The sequence below is a fragment of the Arthrobacter sp. MDB1-55 genome, assembly GCF_059092925.1.
Window position 1 is genome coordinate 631,180 of sequence record NZ_JBNHID010000001.1, and the last position, 21,822, is coordinate 653,001.

Sequence of the window (21,822 nt, forward strand, 5' to 3'; positions counted from 1 at the left end):
GAGCGATATCTGGACGAGGCGCGTCTGCATCCTCTCTGGGATCGGACCGGTGGGGCGCTGCGGGAGTTCTGGTCCTTGATTCTGCCCACGGAATGCGTGGTTTGCGAGCAGGCTGACAGCTCATTGTGCGTTGATTGCGCAGTGATTCTGCGGCGGGCAACAGTGCGCCCCTTCCGAGCGGAGCACGGAGCGGAGGGATTGCCGGAAGCGGAAGCTGGGCTTGCGGTCTCCTTAAACCCGGCTGTGCATCTCTTTTCCCCTCTACCCGTCGTCGCTGCCGGCGAGTACGCCAAGGCGGTGGCGGCCGCCATCCTGGCATTCAAGAACCACGGCCACACTGACATCGCACGCTGGCTTCAGGCTGCGCTTGCCGGTGCTCTCCATGACGCCAGGTGGAGGCTCTGCGGGGACTATGAACACGTGCTGCTCATTCCTGTTCCTTCCCGGGGTGTCTCTATCCGGCGGCGTGGCTATGACCCGTTGGGTCTTCTGCTCGGTGGTCTAGCCAGGCGACGGGAGTTCCCGGCTGGAACAAGGGTTGTCGGTGCGGTCCGACTCAGCCGGCCTTCGCTTGGCCCGGCAACCCTTGTGCCGGACGGACTGTCCCAGAAGTCTCTTGGGCGGCGAGGCAGGCGCCGGAATGTGCATGGCAGCATGGAGGCATCTCCGATGATCCGGAACATCCCAAAGGGTGCGCCCTGCCTCATCGTCGACGACGTCCTGACAACGGGCGCCACCATCGCCGAGACTGCACGCGTACTTCGTGCCGCCGGAATCATCGTGGCGGGTGCTGTCGTCGTCGCTGCAACTCCCGCCCCACGCGGAGAGAATCAGGCGACGGTTACGGCCTTTCCAGCTTCCGTAGAGGGAGCTTCCAGCGAACCCACCGAAAAAAACCGGCGGGTAGGGGTGAATTCAAACAACGGGTGAACTACCGTGAAGTATGGGTATCACAACGAAGACAGTTACCCATCGACAGCGGCTGGAAGGAGCACATCCTCGGCCGCTGTTGTGTCACCTGAGCGATTTTGGAGGGCACTATGGAATTCATGATCAACGGACGGAACCTCGCAGTCTCTGACCGATTCCGGGAATACGCGGAAGAGAAGATCGACAAAATCGAACAACTGGGGGACAAGGTCCAGCGGCTTGACGCAAAAGTGACGAAGGAACCAAACGCGCGTCAGGCAGACAGTGCACTTACGGTTGAGCTCACCGTTCTGCAGAAGGGTCCGGTTATCCGGGCCGAGGCATCAGCTGCGGACAAGTTCGCCGCGTTCGACCTCGCATACAGCAAGTTGCTCGAGCGGCTTCGCAGGGCGCGGGACCGTCGGAAGGTACACCACGGACGGCACACACCCGTAGCAGTCCGGGAAGCGACCGCCACGCTGGAACCCGCCAGCACGGAGCAACCCATCTATGCGGCATCTGCCAATCACACGGGCAATACCGACGCTGACACCGGCGATCAAACCGGATACGAAATTGACACCGACATCCCGGCGGGCGATTCACCGGTCCTTATCCGTCGGAAGGTCTTTTCGGGAACCCCGATGAGCCTTGACGATGCGGTCGACAATATGGAGCTTGTCGGCCACGATTTCTACCTTTTTGTGGATTCACAGACGGGTGCGCCCTCGGTTGTTTACCGGCGACAGGGTTGGACCTATGGAGTGATCACGCTTGACTCTAAGTGCGCGGACGGTCCCGAGGACCCGCACGAGGAGCTCGTTGCATACCGAGCGCGAGAATCGGCAACCGCCTGAGGACTGAACTGGCACCTATGATCGAGCAATGACCCTTTCCCTGACTCTCCTCCAGGCACGTCGGATTGCGCTGGAGGCGCAGGGACTGGCACGGGAGCGGCCCACCAGATCCCCGGGAACACGGGAGGTGGGCCGTACCCTTGCCCAGCTGCAACTCCTTCAGATCGACTCCGTCAACGTACTCTCGCGAAGCCACTACCTGCCCCTTTTCGCTCGCTTGGGCCCGTACGATCGATCGATCCTCGACCGGTTTTCGTCCCGGGCTCCGCGGCGTCTGGTCGAGTATTGGGCGCACGAAGCCAGCCTGATCTTGCCCGAGCTGTACCCCTATCTTGTCGCAACGCAGAGCCGGAAATGGGCGGGCGCATCTTCCCTTCCCACGGATACCAGACAGGAACTCAGTAGGAGGATCCTTGAACTGTTAGGTACGAGCCGGCCACTGACTGCAGCGCAGGTTCAGGATCGGATCGGCCATACCGAAGTGAAGACTTACGATCAATGGGGCTGGAACTGGAGCTCGGTGAAGAGGGTACTTGAGGACCTCTTTCAGCATGGGCTCATTTCATCGGCGGGCAGGACCGCGCAGTTTGAGCGCCGCTACGCGCTGACGAAGCAGGTTCTGCCGAACAGGTCGCTGGCCGGGCTGGAGGTTCCGGCGGAAGACGCTTACCTGCACTTGACGGAACGCGCTGCCCGCGCGCTCGGGGTTGGTACCGTCCGGTGCATTGCGGACTATTTCCGCATACCCATCAAGGCGGCAACCGCGGCTATCCATACCCTCACACAGCGAGGGACTTTGGTTCCGGTTTCGATTGACTCCTGGGCACAGCCCGCCTATAGATATGCCGGATCCGTCTTGCCCCGGGCTGCAACAGGCAGAGCGCTCCTCAGCCCCTTTGACTCGGCTGTCTTCGAACGTCGGCGGCTCGAGGCGCTGTTCGACTTCCACTATCGCCTTGAGATATACACTCCGGCAGAGAAACGCAAGTATGGCTATTACGTGCTTCCCTTCCTCCTCAGAGACTCTATGGTTGCGAGGGTGGATCTCAAGGCGGACCGTGCACAGAATCAGCTGCTGGTGCGGGCTGCCCACGGCGAACCTTCTGCACCGGCAGACACCGTCGTCGAACTTGCGGCCGAACTGGTTCTCATGGCTGGCTGGCTGGAACTCGATGAAGTGGTGGTTAAACCGCGGGGAGATCTGCACCAGCCGTTGGCTGCCCACCTGGCCGAAGAGTACGGGTGGGAACTAAATCGGGGGACAGCACGTCTCTCACGTAGACTGATTTCGCCAGGAAACGGCGTACCTAGATTGGGAGCAAAAACCAGTGCCATCACTTCTTGAACGAGTCCTTCGTACCGGCGATAAGAAGACACTGAAGCAACTCCGCAACTACGCCGACGCGATCAACGTACTCGAAGACGAATTCCGCGCCCTCAGTGACGAGGAGCTGCGTGGAGAAACCGACAAGCTGAAGAAGCGTTATCAAGACGGCGAAACCCTCGAGGCGCTGCTGCCCGAAGCATTCGCAGCTGTGAGGGAAGCCGCCGGCCGCACACTCGGACTCCGCCATTTCGACGTCCAGTTGATGGGCGGCGCAGCCCTGCATCTCGGAAACATCGCTGAGATGAAGACGGGTGAAGGCAAGACGCTCGTCGCGACTGCGCCCGCCTACCTGAACGCACTCACGGGTAAGGGCGTCCACGTCGTCACAACGAACGACTACCTGGCCGAGTATCAGTCCGACCTGATGGGCCGTGTCTTCCGTTTCCTCGGACTGAGCTGCGGATGCATCCTGTCCAAGCAGGACCCTGCTACCCGACGAGCACAATACGCAGCGGATATTACCTACGGCACGAACAACGAGTTCGGGTTTGATTACCTGCGCGACAACATGGCCTGGAGCGCAGCAGAGCTGGTTCAGCGTGGGCACAATTTCGCGATCGTCGATGAGGTGGATTCGATCCTGATCGATGAGGCGAGGACGCCGCTGATCATCTCGGGTCAGGCATCCGGAGACGTGAACCGGTGGTATACGGAATTCTCCAAAGTCGTCACTCGGCTCACGAGGGAAACCGACTATGAAGTCGACGAGAAGAAGCGGACCGTCGGTGTTCTCGAGAGCGGCATCGAGAAGGTTGAGGACTACCTCGGGATTCATAATCTTTACGAATCGGCGAACACGCCCCTGATCGGGTTCCTCAACAATGCGATCAAGGCCAAGGAACTTTTCAAGCGTGACAAGGACTACGTCGTTCTCAACGGCGAAGTCATGATTGTCGACGAGCACACCGGTCGTATCCTTGCGGGCCGGCGCTACAACGAGGGAATGCATCAGGCGATCGAGGCCAAAGAGGGCGTCGAGATCAAGGCAGAGAACCAGACTCTGGCTACTGTCACGCTTCAGAATTACTTCCGTCTCTACGGCAAGCTTTCGGGCATGACAGGCACAGCTGAAACCGAGGCGGCCGAGTTCATGGGCACCTACAAACTGGGTGTCGTTCCCATTCCGACCAACCGGCCCATGGTCCGTGAAGACCGCTCTGACCTCATCTACAAGAATGAAGTCGCCAAGTTCGATGCTGTCGTCAAGGACATCGTGGAGCGTCACGAGAAGGGCCAGCCGGTCCTGGTTGGCACTACCTCGGTCGAGAAAAGCGAGTATCTGTCCAAGCAGTTGGCCAAAGCAGGCATTCGCCACGAGGTCCTGAATGCAAAGAATCACGCGCGTGAGGCAGCGATTGTCGCACAGGCGGGGCGCAAAGGTGCAGTCACCGTAGCAACCAATATGGCGGGTCGCGGTACGGACATCATGCTCGGCGGAAACGCGGAGTTCAACGCGGTCGCCGCGATGGAGAAGAAGGGCCTTCACCCGGCCGAGAATCCTGAAGAGTACGAGGCGGAATGGCCGAAGGCACTCGCGGAGGCGAAGGATGCGGTTGAGGCCGAGCAGGAAGAGGTCCGAGAGCTTGGCGGGCTTTACGTGCTCGGTACTGAACGGCATGAATCCCGCCGTATCGACAACCAGCTGAGAGGCCGTTCCGGCCGTCAGGGTGACCCCGGTGCATCCCGCTTCTACCTGTCGCTCACCGACGATTTGATGCGTCTGTTCAACTCCGGTGCCGCTGAGCGCATCATGAACAGCTCGTCAATGCCCGACGACGTCGCCCTCGAATCGAAGATGGTATCCAAGGCTATTGAAAGCGCTCAGGGCCAAGTCGAAAGCCGCAACGCCGAGCAGCGCAAGAACGTTTTGAAGTACGACGACGTTCTCAACCGGCAGCGCGAAGCGATCTACAGTGATCGGCGACGAATCCTGGAGGGTGACGACCTGCACGAGAAGGTCGAGCACTTCCTGGAAGATGTCGTCACCGCAATGGTCGACGAAGCCACGGCCCAGGGCCACGGCGACGATTGGGACTACGAGCTTCTGTGGAGCAACCTGAAGACGCTCTACCCGATCAGCCTGACCATCGACGAAGTAGTTGAGGAAGCCGGCGGAAAGTCGAAAGTTACCCGGGACTTCCTTCACGCGGAGATCCTGTCGGACGCAAAAGTGGCCTACAAACAGCGGGAGGAAGCTCTCGGTGAAAAGTCAATGCGCGAGCTGGAGCGCCGCGTAGTGCTCTCCGTGATCGGTCGAAAGTGGCAGGAACACCTGTATGAAATGGACTACCTGAAAGAGGGCATCGGCCTTCGGGCCATGGCCCAGCGTGATCCGCTCGTTGAGTATCAGCGCGAAGGTTTTGTGCTGTTCCAAGCCATGATGGAAGCCATCCGCGAGGAGAGCATTGGCTACATCTTCAATCTCGAGGTTGAGGTTACCCCCGCCCAGCAGACCGGGCTCCCAGGAGTGGCGGATGGTCGCGGACTCGTGGGCACCCCCACTATCAAGGCTGCAGGTCTTGAGGCACCGGAGAAGCCGGCCAGCTTGGCATTCACCGCCCCCAATGCGCAGGGCGAGGTGGAGACCCGGGTTGAACGCAGCGGAAGCGCCTCCGACGGGGATGCAGTGAAGGGCGGACGGGCCGAACAGCGCGCAACGGCAAAGCGCCGACGGAAGTAGCTCGGGCAGGACCCAACGCAGCGGCGAGGCGCGTCATCCAATCTCGAGTTCCGTGACGCGCCATTGACCGCGCCATCGCTCAATCCTGAGAGCGATTGCCCTGGCCCGCTTCTGCTCTGCCGCCACTACAGAAGCCTCAAAGACACTTGGTGTTATGGCGCATATGCGTACCGCCCGGATGAGGATATTGCGGTGAAGTCGCAGGGGGCGAGCGGCGGCATTCGCTCTAGGAGATGCTCCGTGCAACCCATCTATGCTGCGAACCAGGTTGGAACGCAGCTGAAGACGCTCATAGCTGCGTCCGTCGAGTAGCCGTGCCATTTGCTGTAAGGGCCTTGTGCCGCCGAGAACCTCAAGTGAACCTCGGGCGACTTTACGAGCCAGAGCCTCGAGTTCCAGCGGGATCTCTGGTTCTGCTGTCGGCGCAGGTGCCGGCGGACGTGGGAGCGGAAGTACCGCGGCGTCGACCGTTCCGGTGGACGCAAACGTAGGCGACTGCACGATGGGTCTGGGCGCTCCGCTGGCCTCGGCGAGGGAATCGACACTGTGCGGTAGCGGCATGTGTGAGATGGTGCTCATGTCAGTTCCTCGCTTATTTCGATTCGGAAGGGGCAGCCGAGGGCGCTTTGAGTACTTGGCCGGGCTGAAGTAGTTCGGGGTCCTCGCCGATTACTGATCGGTTCGCCTCATACCACCGGGGCCAAGCTTCCGCCACGCTCGCATCCGACGCATGTGGATCCAGATGTCGGGCGGCAATTGTCCAGAGGGAGTCGCCAGGCTCAACGACTGTCTCCACCTGGGCTGTGGCGCTGGGGGATGAGCGGCCTTCCCTTGATTTCTTCACCAGTAGCCCGCCACCCGGCAGTGGGGTTGTCGGTTGCCAGGACGGCTCAAGCATGTGCCGTGACTCAACCGGTATCCATTGGGGAGTGAGAACCGCATCCTCAAGGACGGTGTTGATCTGCTCGGAGGCAGAGGAGGCAGAGGAGGCAGAGGAGGCAGACGTAAGGCCGGTTGCCGCTTGAGCTGCCGGCAGCACCGCAAGGTTCATGCCCAGGGCGAGGCAGGCCGTCCGTCGCATGAAGACAGGAGCGAGCGCTCCAACCCGGCGGGCGGCGTCAGTGCTGCCTCCTCGGCGAAGGAGTTCCGCGCTGACCGCGAGACAGAAACTTAACGCCCACCAAAGCACCACGAGACCGCCAATACCTGTTACCCCGAGCCCAATCAGCCTGGTGAGTGCCGTACCAGGTGCGGCATCCTGACCGTCGGCAAGAAATCTCCCCAATGAAAGGAGCGTGATTCCAAGAATGAATACGACAGCGGCCAATCCCGAGCCACCCCTGCCTGAGATTCGCACCCCCGCATTTGATGCAGTTTGATGTGATTTGCTGCTTTGCATGGCTACTTGTCTACCCTGAATGTCATTCGATGTCTACCAGTTGACCGAGGGAAGAATGGAACCATAGGGTGAACTAATGCGTTGGACCGCCCTCTTCGAGGATCTTGAGACTCAGCTCGATGCCGCAACGCGTGTTGCGGATGACGCAGAGATCGCGGACAGAGTGCGTCGTGGCCATAGTGAAGTGCCACTGGCCGATCGACTTCGGGGCCAGCTGGGACTCACGCTCAGGGTGAGCACGTTCGGCGGTGAAATCTTCCAGGGCCAATTGACGCACGTGGGCGCGGAATGGTTGGTTTTGCGAGGCCAGACAGCCGAGATTGTTGTACCACTGACGGCCATACGCTTTGTCGACGGCCTGAGCCGAACCGTAGTCGGGGAGAAATCGCAGGTGTTAAGGGCCCTCGGATTGGGATCCGTTCTGCGGACTCTCGCCAGGGATCGCGCTCGGGTAGTCATCCATACGGTCGATGGCGGTCCACGGCTTGAGGGAGTCATCGATCGCGTGGGAAAGGATTTTGCGGAGATTGCTGTGGTACTGCCGGGTGAGGCGCGGCGCGCGGCCACGGTGTCGGCTGTCTATGCGGTCCCGTTCGCTGGCATAGCTGCGGTTTCTTCGCGCTGAGGGCAAAGACGGACGCGGGTGGCCTACACCGAATGCGCGGTCAGCGCTGCAAGGAGGCGCTACACATCCTGCTCGACGTGCAATCCTTCCTTCACGCTGGCGGCAGTCTTTTGGTAGGCGCGGGCGATGTAGTCCTCGAGAACCTGGGTCTCGACCCGCCACTGCCCTCTGCCACCCACCTGAATGGCCGGTAGTTCACCCGAGCGCACCAGCGCGTAGGTCTGCGACGAGGAGATATTGAGCACCTCACCAACATCCGCGAGGGTCATAAATCGTTTCTGTGCCACGAAAGCCGCCTTCCCTTCGTACAAGGCAGGAAACCTTATCTGTACATCTTGCCACCTCGGAGGCGCGGTCGGTGCCGTTATCCACAGTTTGACGTCAATCGTGCAAAGTCGTTTCCGTTTGCCGTGCCCCTGAAAGACAATTGGTTTTTGAAGCGCGTGGTCTCACCGCGCTTCGCCTAAACGGCAGCACCAGGGGAGTAGGGGAAACAACGCGTGAGTCTCACATTCGATAGTCCGGCAAATGCGGATACGCCACTTCGGCTGCGCAAGCCCTCATGGAAGGATCCGCGGTTGCTCGTCGGGCTGCTGCTGGTGTGTGTGTCCATCGCCGGGGTCATAGTCATTGTCGAGAATGCGGATAGGACGGTCGGCGTCTATGCAGCCAGGAAGGACCTTCCCGTCGGTCAGGAACTCACAGAGGATAGCCTGCGGGTCGTGCCGGTGCACCTGGGCGAGGTTGAGGGATCCTATGTGACCGTGAGCGATGGGCTGCCTCACGACGCTGTGGCTCAGCGCATGCTTTCAGCGGGAGAGCTCCTCCCTGCGTCCGGTATCGGATCCGCCGATGCTCTCGACCGGAAGCCGGTGGGCTTGACCATCGAGGAGCCGCTCCCGATAGGCACTGCCATCGGGGATCGCGTCGACGTGTGGATCTCCCCGCGAGGAGAGGGGAACGAGTTTTTGGAGCCGGAGTTGCTGCTTGAAAGCGCCGAGATCTATGACTACTCAGAACAGGATTCCGCGTTGGGCGCTACCCAGTCGGCGCGGGTGTTCGTGCTCGTCGGTGAAGAGAGCCTCCCGGCTCTTCTCGATGCGCTTTCCAATGAAGCCAAGATCGCAGTTCTCGTCAACGCGGGCAGCACAAAGTGACTATCCCCGTAGTGACCGTAGGGCGTTCAGCCAGCGACTGCGTAACAGGCCTTGAACAACTGCGCGGACCGGTCACTGTGGTTCGCCGCTGCGACGAATTCGCCGACATGATCGCAGCTTGCCAGACCGGAGTTGCGCGCGCTGCGATAGTTGCAGTCGACGCCGGCGAGATAACGACGACTCTGGTCGAGCGCCTGCGCGCGGCGGAAGTCGCCATTGTCGCGTTGGCAGACGACGACGACGCTCGGGAACGGATGCGCGCGCTAGGCGTGCGACACACCCGCTCGGCGATAGATCCGGGTGTACTTGCGGAGGAGGTCGCTGCTGCTGTAGCCGACTTGGAACAGCATCGCAGCGGCGTTCCGAGCGTTGCTTTTGCTGACCCGTCGTACGCTCTAGCCCCGATGATTCCGCCCTCTGGTCAAAGTCAGGAACCGGCTGGCGACGGAACCGTGATTGCTGTCTGGGGCCCTACGGGTGCCACTGGCCGCACTACGGTCGCAGTCAATATCGCGGCGGAACTGGCCGCGACGGGCTCTCGGATCCTGTTGATGGACGCAGACACATACGGCGCGAGCGTGGCCGCTTTCCTTGGGCTCCTGGATGAGTCAGCCGGCATCGCTCAAGCCTGCAGGATCGCGGATCAGGGAGTATTGGACCCACCTTCTCTGAAGCGGGTGTGTGCTGAGGTGAACGTAGGAGGAAATTCTCTGTACGTCCTGACAGGCGTCACGCGGGCGGATCGGTGGGCAGAGGTAAGGCCTTCGGCGCTCTCCGCTTTGCTTACTGTTGCGCGTTCTGTCTTTGACACCGTTGTCATTGACTGTGCGTTCGGCATCGAGGCTGATGAGGAGCTGAGCTTTGATACCCTCGCTCCCCGCCGTAACGGGGCAACTCTGCGTTGTCTTGAACTCGCGGACGAGGTGTACGCGGTGGGTTCGGCGGACTCCGTTGGAGTGCCTCGACTGGTTCGAGCTCTTGCGGAACTGGATGAAGCGGTGCCAACCGCAGTGCCGCGAGTCGTCTTCAACAAGGTGAGGGCGGCTTCTGTGGGTCGATCACCTGATCGGCAGTTACGGGAGGCATGGGACAGGTTCGGTCCATCAACTCCGATCTCGGCTTTCCTGCCGGCAGACTTCGACGCCGCCGACGCCGCCCTCCTCAACGGCGAGGCGCTCTGCGAGACGGCCCCCGGCTCACCGCTCCGAAGTGCCATCGCCGGGCTTGTGGATGCACCGGTTGAACAACGGAGACGGCGCCCTGCTGGCTCATCTCACAACGAAATGAAGTTTTTCGGTAACGGCGTTAGGCTCTCACAGTAAGGGGGTCGCGAAGGGGCGGCCTTTCATCTCGTTACGGAGGCGGTTCATGTCGTCTGGATCCAGCACCACGGAACAGTCCAGCTCTGACACTTCACTCACCGAGTTCTTTCAGCACTACTACCAGCACCTCGCGGATGACGACGCCGGCGCCTACTCGCCGGACGCGCTGACGGAACGGGCGCTCGAGCATCGCTCTGTGGCCTCCATCCGGTCGACCGGTGAGGCGCGAGTGGAAGTGTTCGATCAGGATGACGCGAGCATCGTCATGATCGTCACGGACGACATGCCATTCCTCGTCGATTCCGTGACTGCCGAACTCGTACGTCAGCAAGCCGCCATCCGATTGGTCGTCCACCCGACCTTCGTTGCAGTGCGGAACCGCGCATCGTCAGAACTGCTGAAGCTGCGGCGCGTTCCCTCCTCCGCCGGCTCATCCAGCGGAGATACCGCGGCGTTGCCTAATCTGACTGATCTGGTGGCCGAAGGCGACATCAGTGCGCATGTCGAGTCCTGGATTGCGGTGGAGGTGGCCCGAATCGTCGACGAGACCCGGCGGGCTGAACTTATCGAGGGTCTGTACCGGATTCTCTCGGATGTGCGTGCCGCCGTCGAGGACTGGACGGCAATGCGAATCAAGCTCCGTGAGGTATCGGACACGCTGAAAAGCGTCCCAGACAACGCGGGTGTTCCAGGTCTGGATCAGGCACAGGAACTCCTGGCCTGGCTGGACCAGGGCAACTTCACCTTTTTAGGCTTCAAGGAATACGACCTTGAAACCATCGACGGGGAGGACGTTCTTCGTGTCCGCGACGACAGCGGGCTAGGCCTGTTGCGCCATCCGATTGACGGTCGGCCTATCCAGCATCTGACTCAGGCCGGACGCGCAAAGGCTCGGGAAAAGCAGCCGCTCGTCATCACCAAGGCGAACTCAAGGTCGACCGTCCACCGCGCTGCCTACCTCGACTACATCGGGATCAAGCGATTCGATCAGCAGGGGAACGTCTGCGGTGAACGGCGCTTCATTGGACTGTTCGCAACCAGCGCTTACACCGGATCCGTCCGCAATGTGCCGATCATTCGGGACAAGGTGAACGAGGTCCTGCACCGATGCGGATTCCCGTCCGACTCCCACTCAGGCAAGGACTTGCTTTCGATCCTGGAGACCTATCCGCGGGACGAGCTGTTTCAGATAGACGTCGATGATCTGGTCACTACAGCCATGGGCATCCTGCGTCTACAGGAGAGGCGCCGTACCAGGCTGTTCCTACGTCCTGACACGTACGGGCGCTTCATGTCCGCTCTTGTCTACCTTCCGCGGGACCGCTACACAACCAGCGTTCGGCTGCGGATAGAAGACGAGTTGCGTCGTACCTTCAATGCCGAGTCCATCGACTACGAGGCGCGGATGAGTGAGTCAGCCCTCGCGCGACTGTTCTTCCGGATTCGGCTTCCCAAGGGCGCTGAAGTGGCACATGTCGAGTTGGCGGAGTTGGAACAGCGCCTTGTGATGGCTGCTCGTTCCTGGTCCGAGGGAATTGACGAGGTGGCACGGAACCGTCTGAGCCGACAGGAGGCAGAGCAGTTCTCCAGCCTATGGGCGGAAGCCTTTCCAGCGGCTTATCGAGTGGACTATGAAGTCGAAGACGCGCTCGAAGACATCGAGCGCTTCTCTATCTACGACCGCACAGATACACCTGGTCCGATCATGCACGTTTACGTGCCGACGGGAGCGGGTGAGCACCTGGAGGAGGACGCGCGGCTCAAGCTCTACTTGACCGAGCCCAAGAGCCTCAGCCAGATCCTGCCTTTCCTGCATAATCTCGGACTGGAGGTGCTCGACGAGCGTCCCTTCGAGATCGAGCGTTCTGATGGCCGGGATTTCTTCCTCTACGACCTGGGCTTGCGATATCCGGCCGGCATCGATCCGGAAGGCACCGGGGAATTGTTGGAGGGCGCATTCGCTGCTGCCGTCGCCAACGCCAGTGAATCAGACTCGTTCGACCGACTCGTGCTGAAGGAGAACCTTCACTGGCGAAAGGTCGCCATCCTTCGCAGCTATGCCAAGTACATGCGCCAGATGGGCAATATGAACTCGTATGGCTTCATCAGCGATACCCTTTTGGCCAACCCTGAAGTGACACGCAGATTGGTCGGGCTCTTTGAGGCCCGATTTGATCCGGATCTCAGTTCGACGCAGCGAGCAGAGGCCACGGCGCTGGTGCGTCAGGAACTGGATTCCAGTCTTGAGCAAGTCCCGACACTCGATGCAGACCGTGTGCTGCGGACATTCGCCAATGTTATCGAAGCGACCCTTCGCACGAACTACTTCCAGAACAAGCGCCACATCAGTTACAAGCTGAGCACTGCTGCGATCGACGGCGCTCCGCATCCCCGTCCGAAGTTCGAGATTTGGGTGTATTCGCCTCAGATCGAGGGTGTGCACTTGCGCTTTGGAGATATCGCCCGTGGAGGTCTGCGGTGGTCCGATCGTAGGGAAGACTTCCGAACGGAGATACTCGGCCTCGTCAAGGCCCAGACGGTGAAGAACGCCGTGATCGTGCCCACCGGAGCGAAAGGCGGTTTCTACGCCAAGCAATTGCCGGATCCTGCCCAGGACCGGGCCGGCTGGATGGCGGAAGGTCAGGCAAGCTACCGAACATTCATCCGAGCCCTTCTCGATGTCACCGACAATCTGGTGACCACAGAAGAGGGCGAGCAGGTAGTCCCACCCGAAAGGGTGGTTCGGCATGACGGGGATGACAGCTACCTGGTGGTTGCGGCGGACAAGGGCACCGCATCGTTCTCGGACATAGCGAATGAACTTTCAGCGGAATACGGCTTCTGGCTGGGTGATGCCTTCGCCTCCGGCGGCTCCGTCGGGTACGACCACAAGGCAATGGGCATCACTGCCCGCGGCGCCTGGGAGTCGGTGAAGCACCACTTCAGCGAATTCGGCGTCGATACGCAGACCGAGGACTTCACGGTTGCCGGTGTCGGAGACATGAGCGGCGACGTCTTCGGGAACGGCATGTTGCTGTCGGCACACATCCGACTAGTTGCGGCCTTCGACCACCGGCATATCTTCCTCGATCCCAATCCGGACGCATCGGCGTCGTTCGCTGAGCGTAAGCGGCTCTTCGAACTGCCCCGGTCCAGCTGGGCGGATTACAGCCCTGAACTGATCAGCGACGGCGGCGGCGTATATGCGCGTAACGTGAAATCCGTTCCTATCAGCGAGCAGGTGCGGGCGGCGCTTGGTCTGGACGAGTCCGTCATTGCGTTGAGTCCTCCGGAGCTTCTGCGAGCAATCCTCACTGCCCCGGTCGACCTCCTCTACAACGGTGGAATCGGTACCTACGTCAAGGCTTCAACCGAGACCCACAGCGATGTCGGAGACAAGGCAAACGACGCGATCAGGGTCGACGGTAACCAGTTGCGGGCACGGGTCGTCGGTGAAGGCGGAAACCTCGGGATGACGCAGCGCGGACGGATCGAGGCGGCACTCAGTGGAGTGATCCTCAATACGGACGCGATCGATAATTCAGCGGGCGTTGACTGTTCCGATCATGAGGTCAACATCAAGATCTTCGTTGACCGGATGGTGCGTATCGGCCGCCTCCGGGCGGACGAGCGTGCTCAGTTCCTCCACTCAATGACTGATGAAGTAGCCGAGCTCGTTCTGCAGGACAACATTGACCAGAACGTGCTGCTGCTCAATGACCGGCAGCGGGTTCTCGAGTGGAGCCCCACGTTCGAACGGCTGATGGACTGGCTGGAGTCGCACGCGGACTTGAATCGCGAACTGGAAGCACTGCCGACCACGAAAGAGCTGAGGGCGCGAGTCGAGCGGGGGCAGGGGCTTACTTCGCCCGAGCTGTCCGTTCTGGCTGCTTATGCCAAGATCGAACTTACCAAGGCGCTGACCAAGAGCGACCTTGCAGACGATCCGTGGTTCAAGGACACGCTTCGTCGTTACTTCCCGCAGCAACTGGTTGAACGCTTCGACGAAGAGCTCGACAGCCATCCGCTGCGCCGCGAGATCATCTCTACGGTCATCGCAAACGACATGGTCAACCTGGGAGGCATCACCTTCGTTTTCCGGGTCATGGAGGAAACCTCGGTCAGCGAGCCTGTAGTGGCGCGTGCATTTGTGGCGCTGCGTGAGATTTACGAGCTTGACCGGATCGTCGGCGAACTCGCCGAACTGCCTCCCAGTTTCCCGGTTGAACACCGGACAGCGGTGCACCTTGATGTTCGACGGCTGTTGGACCGGGCGGTTCGGTGGTTCGTCAACCATGTAGGACGCGGCACAACTGTGCAGGAAGATATCGCAGCCTTCAAGCCGCTCATCGATCCGCTGCGCACCCGACTAGTCAGCTACGTCCGCGGGGGAGACCTGGAGCGGGTTCGCAGCTGGTACCGGCGCGCCGAGGAGTGGGGACTGCCTGACTCGATCGCACATTACTGGGCAGAGCAGTTCGAGTCGTTCGCTCTGCTTGACATCGCACTCATTTCCCGTCGTGTCGATGAACCGGTGGAGCGCATCGCAGAGGTCTACTATGCGATCTACGACCGCTTCAATGTGGACGATCTGCTCGAACGCATCACTTCGCTGCCGAGGGAAGACAGATGGCAGGCGCTGGCTCGCGCGGCCCTGCGGGATGACCTCTACTCCACGGTGTCCGAGATGACTGTCTCCGTCATGAACAGTTCGGCACAGATGGCATCGTCTGACGCCTCGAGCAGGCTTCAGGAGTGGGAGCAGCTCAACGCAGAACACTTGGAACGGGCGAAAAAGATGTTCGCTGAGGTGAATCAGCTTGAGCGCGATGATATGGCGTCGCTCTCCGTTGCATTACGCTTGCTGCGTTCAATCGTGCGGCAGTAAGGAATAAGTCGATGGCAATCTTCACGGATCCAATCCGGGAACATACAGGGTTTGCTCCGGGAGATGCTGAGTGGCTGCACCTGCTGGTGGGAGACTGGCAAATGGTCGCGGACCTCGCGTTCGCCGACCTCGCACTCTGGTTCCCTCTGCACGACGGCGGATACGTTGCTCTTGCACACGTCCGCCCCTCGACGTCCCATACTGTCTTTCACAGCGACTTTGTGGGGGAGCGCATACGGGCTGACCTTCAACCGCTGGTGGACAAGGCTTGGGAGAGCCAGCAGATCGAACGTTCCGGGGAAACCAATTGGACCACCGAGATGGCCATGCGCGTTGAGGCTGTGCCGATGGTGCGAAATGGGCGGACGCTGGCCGTCGTCACCTCGCACATGGATCTCTCCAGCTCGCGTATGCCCTCGAGGTTGGAGTTGACCTATCGTCAGTGTGCGTACGACCTCCTACGGATGGGCACGCTCGGACTTTGGCCCGACTTCGCCACTCCGACGGGATCGAGGCGCGGTGCGCCGCGGGTCGGTGACGGTCTGATCCGGCTCGATGTTGACGGTGTCGTGCAGTACGCAAGCCCTAACGGCGTGTCGGCGTTCCGAAGGCTCGGCGACGTCGAGACGCTGGAGGGCCGTCCGCTCGCGGAGATCGTCACCTCCCTGCTGAAGGACCGCAGGATGGTAGACGAGACGCTTCCGCTCGTGCTCACCGGCAAAATGCCTTGGCGGACGGAGATTGAGTCGCGCGGAGTAAGTCTCTCTTTGCGCGCCATTCCGCTGCGTGACGATAAGGAACGCTTCGGAGCTCTAGTGCTCTGCCGGGACGTCTCCGAGCTTCGGCGCAGAGAAATGGAGCTGGTGTCCAAAGACGCCACCATCCGGGAAATACACCACCGGGTGAAGAACAACCTGCAGACCGTCGCCGCTCTGTTGAGGATGCAGTCCCGGCGCATGGTGAGCGATGAAGCGAAGCAAGGCCTTGAGCAGGCTATGCGCAGGGTGGCCACGATTGCGCTGGTGCATGAAACCCTCTCCCAGGGCCTGTCCCAGAGCGTTGACTTTGATGAACTCATTGCCAGGCAGTTCCGTCTGTCGGCAGAGGTCGCGTCCCCTAACCAGGCCGTGCGGACCGAGAGGTCAGGTGAGTTCGGGGAGCTCCCCAGCGACTTCGCCACCCCGCTGGCACTGGTGATCAACGAGCTGGTGACGAATGCCGTTGAGCACGGTCTGGCCGACAAACCGGGGACGGTGTGGCTAAGGGCGAACCGGAGCGTGAGCGACGAGGGTGAAGTGCTTACGGTTTCCATCATGGACGACGGCGCGGGACTGCCCTCCGAAGGGTATAGCGAAGGCTTGGGCCTGCAGATCGTGCGTACGCTGGTGATGAGCGAGCTTGGGGGAACGATCGAGTGGGCATCACGCGAGGGCGGCGGAACCGTCGTGACAATCGAAATGGGTATCCCCGGAGCCAGTCGCAAGACGGGCGCAATCGGCGCTCCGCCGACCCGGAGCTGATCCTCGCAGGGCAAGGCCGCAAACGCGCTGAAGGGAGGGCATCAGGCGATGCCCTCCCTTCAGCATGTACAAGGTTTGCTAGGAAGCGCGGCGGGCCCGGGCTGCGCGGCGCTTGAGCGCGCGGCGCTCGTCTTCGCTCAGGCCGCCCCAAACTCCGGCGTCCTGGCCGGACTCGATGGCCCACTGCAGGCAGGTGTCTATCACCTGGCAGCGGCGGCAGACGCTCTTCGCTTCCTCAATCTGAAGCAGGGCGGGCCCTGTATTGCCGACCGGGAAGAACAGCTCCGGGTCTTTGTCTAGGCAGGCAGCGCGGCTACGCCAGTCCATGCTGATCACTTTCTCCTTACGACTCGCGAGCTTTGTGAAAACATTCACGAGGGGTGTCATAGTAAAGGGGGCCACTACGGCCCCCGCATTTTCCTTCATAAAGGCTGTCACGTTACGCGGGCGCAAACAAGGGGTAACGAACAGGTAATCGCCTCAAACGGTGAGGGATGCGTCACACAGTTGACATCGAGGCAAAGCGGTCGTAGATGTCATCGACTATGTCCGGTAGTGTGCCACTGTGTCAAGACCCGTACCCCTGTCCCAGCCTGACGGAAGCACGCGGCCTGTTGGTGTGAAGCTCATTGCCCTAATCCTCCTGTGTGAGGCAGCAGGGCTGCTCGCAATTGCCGGGTGGTTTGCCCTCGGTCTTCTGACCAGCACGCCTGCGTCCCTCGGTGGTGCAGTGTTCATGCTGGTCCTTCTGCTTGTCTTCGCCGTGTGGCTCCTCGTCGTCGGTCACTTCTTCTTTCGGGGATATCGCTGGACCCGTTCAGCGGCGCTGGTGTTCCAGTTTTTCGTCATAGTTGTAGCGATTCCCACGCTGACAAGTGGCGTGATTTGGGTCGGCCTCCTGCTTCTCGTCCCTGCAGTAGTGGTGACGCATCAACTCTTCACGCGTCCCGTCATGACGTACACGCGCAGGTCCGGCGACGGTATACCGATGCTCTAGGGCTCTCGTTGACAGGTGTTCCATCTAGTCAGGAGCCCGTTTCAGGTGCAGAGCGCGATCTGAATCTCCGTCGACCCACGTGAGTTGACCAAAATGCCGCGACCGGGTGGAGCCTTGCCGTCTACGTCAACACGGAGGCCGAACCATTCTCCGTCCGTTTGCGCCCGAGGGCCGAGAATAACGCCTAAAGGGTTGACGCGCAGGCGGGTCAGTGCAGGGCTCGTGCCCAGTGCAGGTGAGGGTGAACCGGCGAATACTGCCCTGGCGCCGGTTGACACCATAGCGGCGAGAGTCTGGTGTGTTTCTCGGGACAGCTGGTCGGCGTCGTCGATTAGCAGCAGATCCTCTGGGCCGGCTACTTTCGAAGCACGCTGCCAATAGGCTTCCGGGTCTTCTCCTGCTGCTGGTCGTGAACATCGAACCGACCGCGGGGCCGTCTGCGCGATGAGATCAAGGGCCTGCGATTTGCCTGTTCCTGCAGCTCCCACAAGCAGAGCGACAGCACGCTGCGGCAGATCGATGTGAACCGTTGCCAAGTCGTCTCCACCTACGCCAATCGGAACATGTACCACCCGTGGACGCGCGGTTGCTGAAGATCGGAGGGACGCGCTGCTGACGGAGCTGGGCAGCGTTGACACTTTGAACGGGGGGCGGGTTGGAGACGTTGACGGCCCCACCGCAGAGGCGGTGAGCAGTTGGGCCACCGAGCCGATGTCTGTACTGAGTCTTCCCTGCACGAAAGCGCGACCGGGGACAGCATCCATCGGCGGTAACTTCGGCCAGCTGAGCAACGATTCCGGGCTGGCATCGAAGGGCAGGTAAAGCCGGTTGGGCAGCAGCGTGAAGAACCTGCTGGCGATGAGTTCGCGTTCACCCGCGATGATGAGGGTGATTCCGCACGCTTCACCGTCTCGGGCGATGTCTTGTAAAGCGTCTTCCGCCCAGGCGAAGCGTCCCGACCGAAAGGCCGCGGCCCACCGGCCCCACCCGGTGACAACCACTGTGATCGACGATTCTTCAACCGAAGTCCCGACTTCCCCAAGTCGGTCAGCGACAAGTTCGGCGATCCGCTGAAGCACCCGGGCTGCTCGCTTAACTTCGGAGGGGGTCACGTAGGCACCGACCTGAGGAGCGTGCCTGAAGGATCGCAGCGCTGAGGTGGCATCGAGCAGGTAGAGGTGCCGGTCGGGGAGCGCGCGAAGGTGCTCTGCGGTGACGGCGGGAACCACAACCTCAAGTCCTCCGCTGCCCTGACCCAGGAAAGCAAGATGGGCGTGGCGGGCGGGATTCCACGCCAGAGACCGTTGTTCTTGTTTCTCCGGGATATCAAGGAGCCCCAACTGAAGGACATCGGGCGGGAGTGTCTGCGGTAGCACGACCATCGCGGGCAAAGGTGGGAGCACCGGTTGGCGTAGCGCCGGAAGCGGTAAGCTTCGGGCCACGTCGACTGCAGTCCGCACGATGACCCGAAGACCGTCCTTTCCGGCGAGGGCTTTCGGCACTGCGACGGGGTTGCCTGCCACAACCGACGGGCCTGCCGACATCGCCGCGGTGAAGGTGAGGATCGACGCCGACGGCCACGAAGGGTCTGCATCCGTCGTCGCTGTCTGGAACTCGACTGGCGGTGCCGACGCTACGCGCAGGTACCCGCGTCCGGGTGAACCAATCGGGAGGGAACTGGCGACCGGCGAGTCGAGGACGTCCTGCGATTCCATCGCAGACTGCATTCTCAGGGCAACGCTTGCCGTAATGTTGGTGCGGATTTCCGACGTGACTGCGCCCTGCGGACGTTGTGTTGCAAGCAACAGGTGCATTCCGAGGGATCGGCCGAGAACGGCGATCCGCATGAGCTCATGAACGGAACCCGGGACCTCCTCGCTCAGAATTCGGAACTCGTCAATCACTATGACGAGGCGCGGTAACTGTTCCGCTGATTTCCCGCGATGCTCGCGGTAGTCCGATGCTCCAGTCTCCGCGAAGGCACGTTCCCTGCGCTTGACCTCGGCGGTGAGCGAGACGAGAGCGCGCGAAACGTCGGCGGGGGACAGGTCGGTAAGAATGCCGGTCACGTGGGGGAGCGAAGCGAGGGCGCCGAGTCCGGAACCTCCCTTGAAATCTATGAAGAGAAAGTTCAGGTTGGCGGGCGAATACTTCATCGCAAGACCCAGGACCATCGTCCTGAGGAATTCGGATTTTCCGGAGCCGGTTGTGCCCGCTACGAGCAGGTGAGGGCCATCAGCTACGAGGTCGAGGGTGACGGGCGCGGAAGCCGACGAACCGACTGGCGCGCCCAGATGCGTGCCGTCCCAAGGCTCGCACCACCTCGCCGCGATGCTCGCATCGTCGGTCGTGATCAGATCTTTCAGCGTTACCGCGGCAGGGATTGACCCGTCCGCTGGGCTCACAGTGGTCCGACCGCCACGGGCGGCGACCGCGCGAGCCAATCCCTCGAACGTCTCACCATGCATGTTATCAGGTTCGAAGGTGAGCGATCCAGCCGGGCTGGAAAGCTTCGGCTCGGCAGAGAAGTAATCCGCGGTCCACGGCCCATCCTTAGATCCCGTGGATGACACGAAATGCAAGATTCGCAGCCCGGGCGTTGACACCACAGGGTCTGCGTCAAGCAACACAAGGGAGGAGTATCGGCCGGTTGCGAGGAGTTCGATGAGACGATCAGGATGTGCAACGAGCGTGACGCCCGGCAGAAAGCGAGCCGCCGCCGGTAGCTGTGAAATTGACCCGAAGCACAATATCTCTTCCGCCTCTCTGGCCGTGGCGAGTTGGAGGAGTAGGAGATGGGCAACGCGGAGGACTGTCTCGCCCGGGCCTCGAACGAGCAGGTGCAGTGGCTTTCCACCATTGGGTTCCGTTAGGGGCAGAAGCACAGGCATCCCCTTGAGGCACGGCGATCTCCAGCCCGGGGCCTTCGACCCGAGCGCGATATTTGCGGGCTGATCAGCAGTTCCCAACCGCAAGTACAAGCCTGCGGAGGATGAGTGGGAGGGCTGAATCGAGGGGTGTACGAGCGGCTGCAAAGCAGCGGCTGCCAGCAACCCGACGTCGGGTGCCGCGCACCGTCGTCGTGCGCTGTCCGCAGCTACAGCGGCAGCGACAGCTGCCCCGAACGCACGCGTCTTCCTGCGCCCGTTGACCAGTGGGACCAAGCCGGTGACAGCGGATAGTGCGCTGAACGCGAGGAAAAACCACATACCGGTGGCGACTGCCAAACCTATCCCGAGCACAAGCGGCAGCAGGGATGTGAGGATCAGCAGGCGCTGGCCCTCAGGAGGCGGAGGAGCGCTCACCTCGCACGGTTCGCTGACGTCCACTGCCGAAGTTGGCTCGGTAGGTGCATCGTTGAGGATGAGAGCGCATCGGCTCCGGCCCATGACAATGTCGGAATCCGTGGACACCACGGTCTCCGCAACCTGTTCTCCGTTCACCCAGACACCGTTCGCGGATCGCCGGTCGCGCAGCGTGAGGGAGTTGTTGGTGACGGACAGGACGGCATGGACTCGCGAGAGTTCGGGATCCTGGATGGTGATATCCGCAGAGCCGCGCCCGATGGTGTATGTCCCGCGGGATAATGAGACAACCTTGCCGGCGTCGGGACCGGAGCGCACAAGGAAGAAGAGATTTCCTGGACGGGATGAACTCCCCGCTTGAAGTGGACCAGTCGAGGCCACGATGACTGCCCCTGAGGTGAACGGCGGGACGCCGGGCTGAAGTACGCTGAGCGGCTTCTCGCCGACAAAAAAATGCTCGACGCCGGCCCGCTCCGTGAACTGTTGGTGCAACTGTTCACCGGTGGCCAGGTGCGCCCTCGTGATGACGAGTTCCTCTGTGGCTGCACCTCCAGGCAGGCTTACACCGGGCCCTGCCGCCAGCGTCACATGCAGATCCATGCTGCGAGCCTAGGAGCCCTGAAGTTGGACTTGTTGCGGTGCCGCCTCGTATGTGGATAACCCTCCCCACCGATTGAGTCCGTCCTGCCAGGAACGCCGTACAGTGCGCGGTAAAGTAGTCGGCGGCTCTAGCGCACGGTGCGCCCGATTCGAAGAGCGATTCCTGGAGACATCTG

General features: G+C 61.2%; 15 protein-coding genes. 10 read left to right on the top strand and 5 right to left on the bottom strand.

The features are described from left to right. The first annotated feature begins 243 nt into the window (after positions 1 to 243). The 4 genes from AC5RU3_RS03085 (at position 244) to secA (ending at position 5,833) form a co-directional block, all read left to right on the top strand. Positions 244 to 930, top strand: a complete 687-nt coding sequence (locus tag AC5RU3_RS03085; protein ID WP_309123611.1) for a ComF family protein — start codon at positions 244 to 246, stop codon at positions 928 to 930. A gap of 110 nt (positions 931 to 1,040) precedes the next feature. Further along, positions 1,041 to 1,766, top strand: coding sequence for a ribosome hibernation-promoting factor, HPF/YfiA family (gene hpf / locus AC5RU3_RS03090; protein ID WP_309071066.1), 726 nt, complete (start codon positions 1,041 to 1,043; stop codon positions 1,764 to 1,766). A 28-nt stretch (positions 1,767 to 1,794) separates the two neighbouring features. Then, on the top strand, positions 1,795 to 3,111 hold the full coding sequence (locus AC5RU3_RS03095) for a winged helix-turn-helix domain-containing protein (RefSeq protein ID WP_493964840.1): 1,317 nt from the start codon (positions 1,795 to 1,797) through the stop codon (positions 3,109 to 3,111). Next, positions 3,095 to 5,833 carry a preprotein translocase subunit SecA gene (gene secA, locus AC5RU3_RS03100; protein ID WP_309123612.1) on the top strand — a complete coding sequence of 913 codons (2,739 nt, stop codon included), beginning with the start codon at positions 3,095 to 3,097 and terminating at the stop codon, positions 5,831 to 5,833. Before AC5RU3_RS03095 ends, secA begins: the two co-directional genes overlap by 17 nt. A gap of 33 nt (positions 5,834 to 5,866) precedes the next feature. Here secA and AC5RU3_RS03105 read toward each other — a convergent pair whose 3' ends face one another. After that, a complete protein-coding gene (locus AC5RU3_RS03105) occupies positions 5,867 to 6,412 on the bottom strand; it encodes an Rv3235 family protein (RefSeq protein WP_458115337.1) in 546 nt (181 codons plus the stop codon). Positions 6,413 to 6,425: 13 nt separating this feature from the next. Beyond that, positions 6,426 to 7,118 carry a LysM peptidoglycan-binding domain-containing protein gene (locus AC5RU3_RS03110; RefSeq protein WP_493964841.1) on the bottom strand — a complete coding sequence of 231 codons (693 nt, stop codon included), beginning with the start codon at positions 7,116 to 7,118 and terminating at the stop codon, positions 6,426 to 6,428. A 190-nt stretch (positions 7,119 to 7,308) separates the two neighbouring features. Here AC5RU3_RS03110 and AC5RU3_RS03115 point away from each other — a divergent pair, with 190 nt between their 5' ends. Continuing rightward, positions 7,309 to 7,857 carry a hypothetical protein gene (locus AC5RU3_RS03115; RefSeq protein WP_458115335.1) on the top strand — a complete coding sequence of 183 codons (549 nt, stop codon included), beginning with the start codon at positions 7,309 to 7,311 and terminating at the stop codon, positions 7,855 to 7,857. Between the two features lie 59 nt (positions 7,858 to 7,916). On the opposite strand, the gene AC5RU3_RS03120 is transcribed toward AC5RU3_RS03115, so the two are convergent. Further along, positions 7,917 to 8,144 (bottom strand): helix-turn-helix domain-containing protein, encoded by a 228-nt coding sequence (locus AC5RU3_RS03120; protein ID WP_309071072.1) that lies wholly within the window; start codon positions 8,142 to 8,144, stop codon positions 7,917 to 7,919. A 213-nt stretch (positions 8,145 to 8,357) separates the two neighbouring features. Between AC5RU3_RS03120 and AC5RU3_RS03125 the strand changes: the two genes are divergently transcribed. From AC5RU3_RS03125 to AC5RU3_RS03140, 4 genes are read left to right on the top strand one after another with little or no spacing between them, the layout of a single operon-like run. Then, complete coding sequence (locus AC5RU3_RS03125; RefSeq protein ID WP_309071073.1) at positions 8,358 to 9,014, top strand: hypothetical protein; 657 nt, start codon at positions 8,358 to 8,360, stop codon at positions 9,012 to 9,014. Positions 9,015 to 9,025: 11 nt separating this feature from the next. Then, complete coding sequence (locus AC5RU3_RS03130) at positions 9,026 to 10,336, top strand: CpaE/TadZ family protein (protein ID WP_493964842.1); 1,311 nt, start codon at positions 9,026 to 9,028, stop codon at positions 10,334 to 10,336. A gap of 46 nt (positions 10,337 to 10,382) precedes the next feature. Next, positions 10,383 to 15,224 (top strand): NAD-glutamate dehydrogenase, encoded by a 4,842-nt coding sequence (locus AC5RU3_RS03135; RefSeq protein WP_493964843.1) that lies wholly within the window; start codon positions 10,383 to 10,385, stop codon positions 15,222 to 15,224. Positions 15,225 to 15,235: 11 nt separating this feature from the next. After that, positions 15,236 to 16,744, top strand: coding sequence for a sensor histidine kinase (locus AC5RU3_RS03140; protein WP_309071076.1), 1,509 nt, complete (start codon positions 15,236 to 15,238; stop codon positions 16,742 to 16,744). Between the two features lie 78 nt (positions 16,745 to 16,822). Here the strand turns inward: AC5RU3_RS03140 and AC5RU3_RS03145 are convergent, their stop codons facing one another. Continuing rightward, the gene (locus AC5RU3_RS03145; RefSeq protein ID WP_056549944.1) at positions 16,823 to 17,071 is read right to left on the bottom strand and encodes a WhiB family transcriptional regulator; all 249 of its coding nucleotides are present in this window, start codon (positions 17,069 to 17,071) and stop codon (positions 16,823 to 16,825) included. Positions 17,072 to 17,309: 238 nt separating this feature from the next. On the opposite strand from AC5RU3_RS03145, the gene AC5RU3_RS03150 reads away from it, so the two are divergent. Continuing rightward, positions 17,310 to 17,741 carry a hypothetical protein gene (locus AC5RU3_RS03150; RefSeq protein ID WP_493964844.1) on the top strand — a complete coding sequence of 144 codons (432 nt, stop codon included), beginning with the start codon at positions 17,310 to 17,312 and terminating at the stop codon, positions 17,739 to 17,741. Between the two features lie 41 nt (positions 17,742 to 17,782). On the opposite strand, the gene AC5RU3_RS03155 is transcribed toward AC5RU3_RS03150, so the two are convergent. Continuing rightward, entirely contained in the window at positions 17,783 to 21,646 is a 3,864-nt protein-coding gene (locus AC5RU3_RS03155; protein WP_493964845.1) for a type VII secretion EssC family protein, read from the bottom strand. Positions 21,647 to 21,822: the final 176 nt, after the last annotated feature.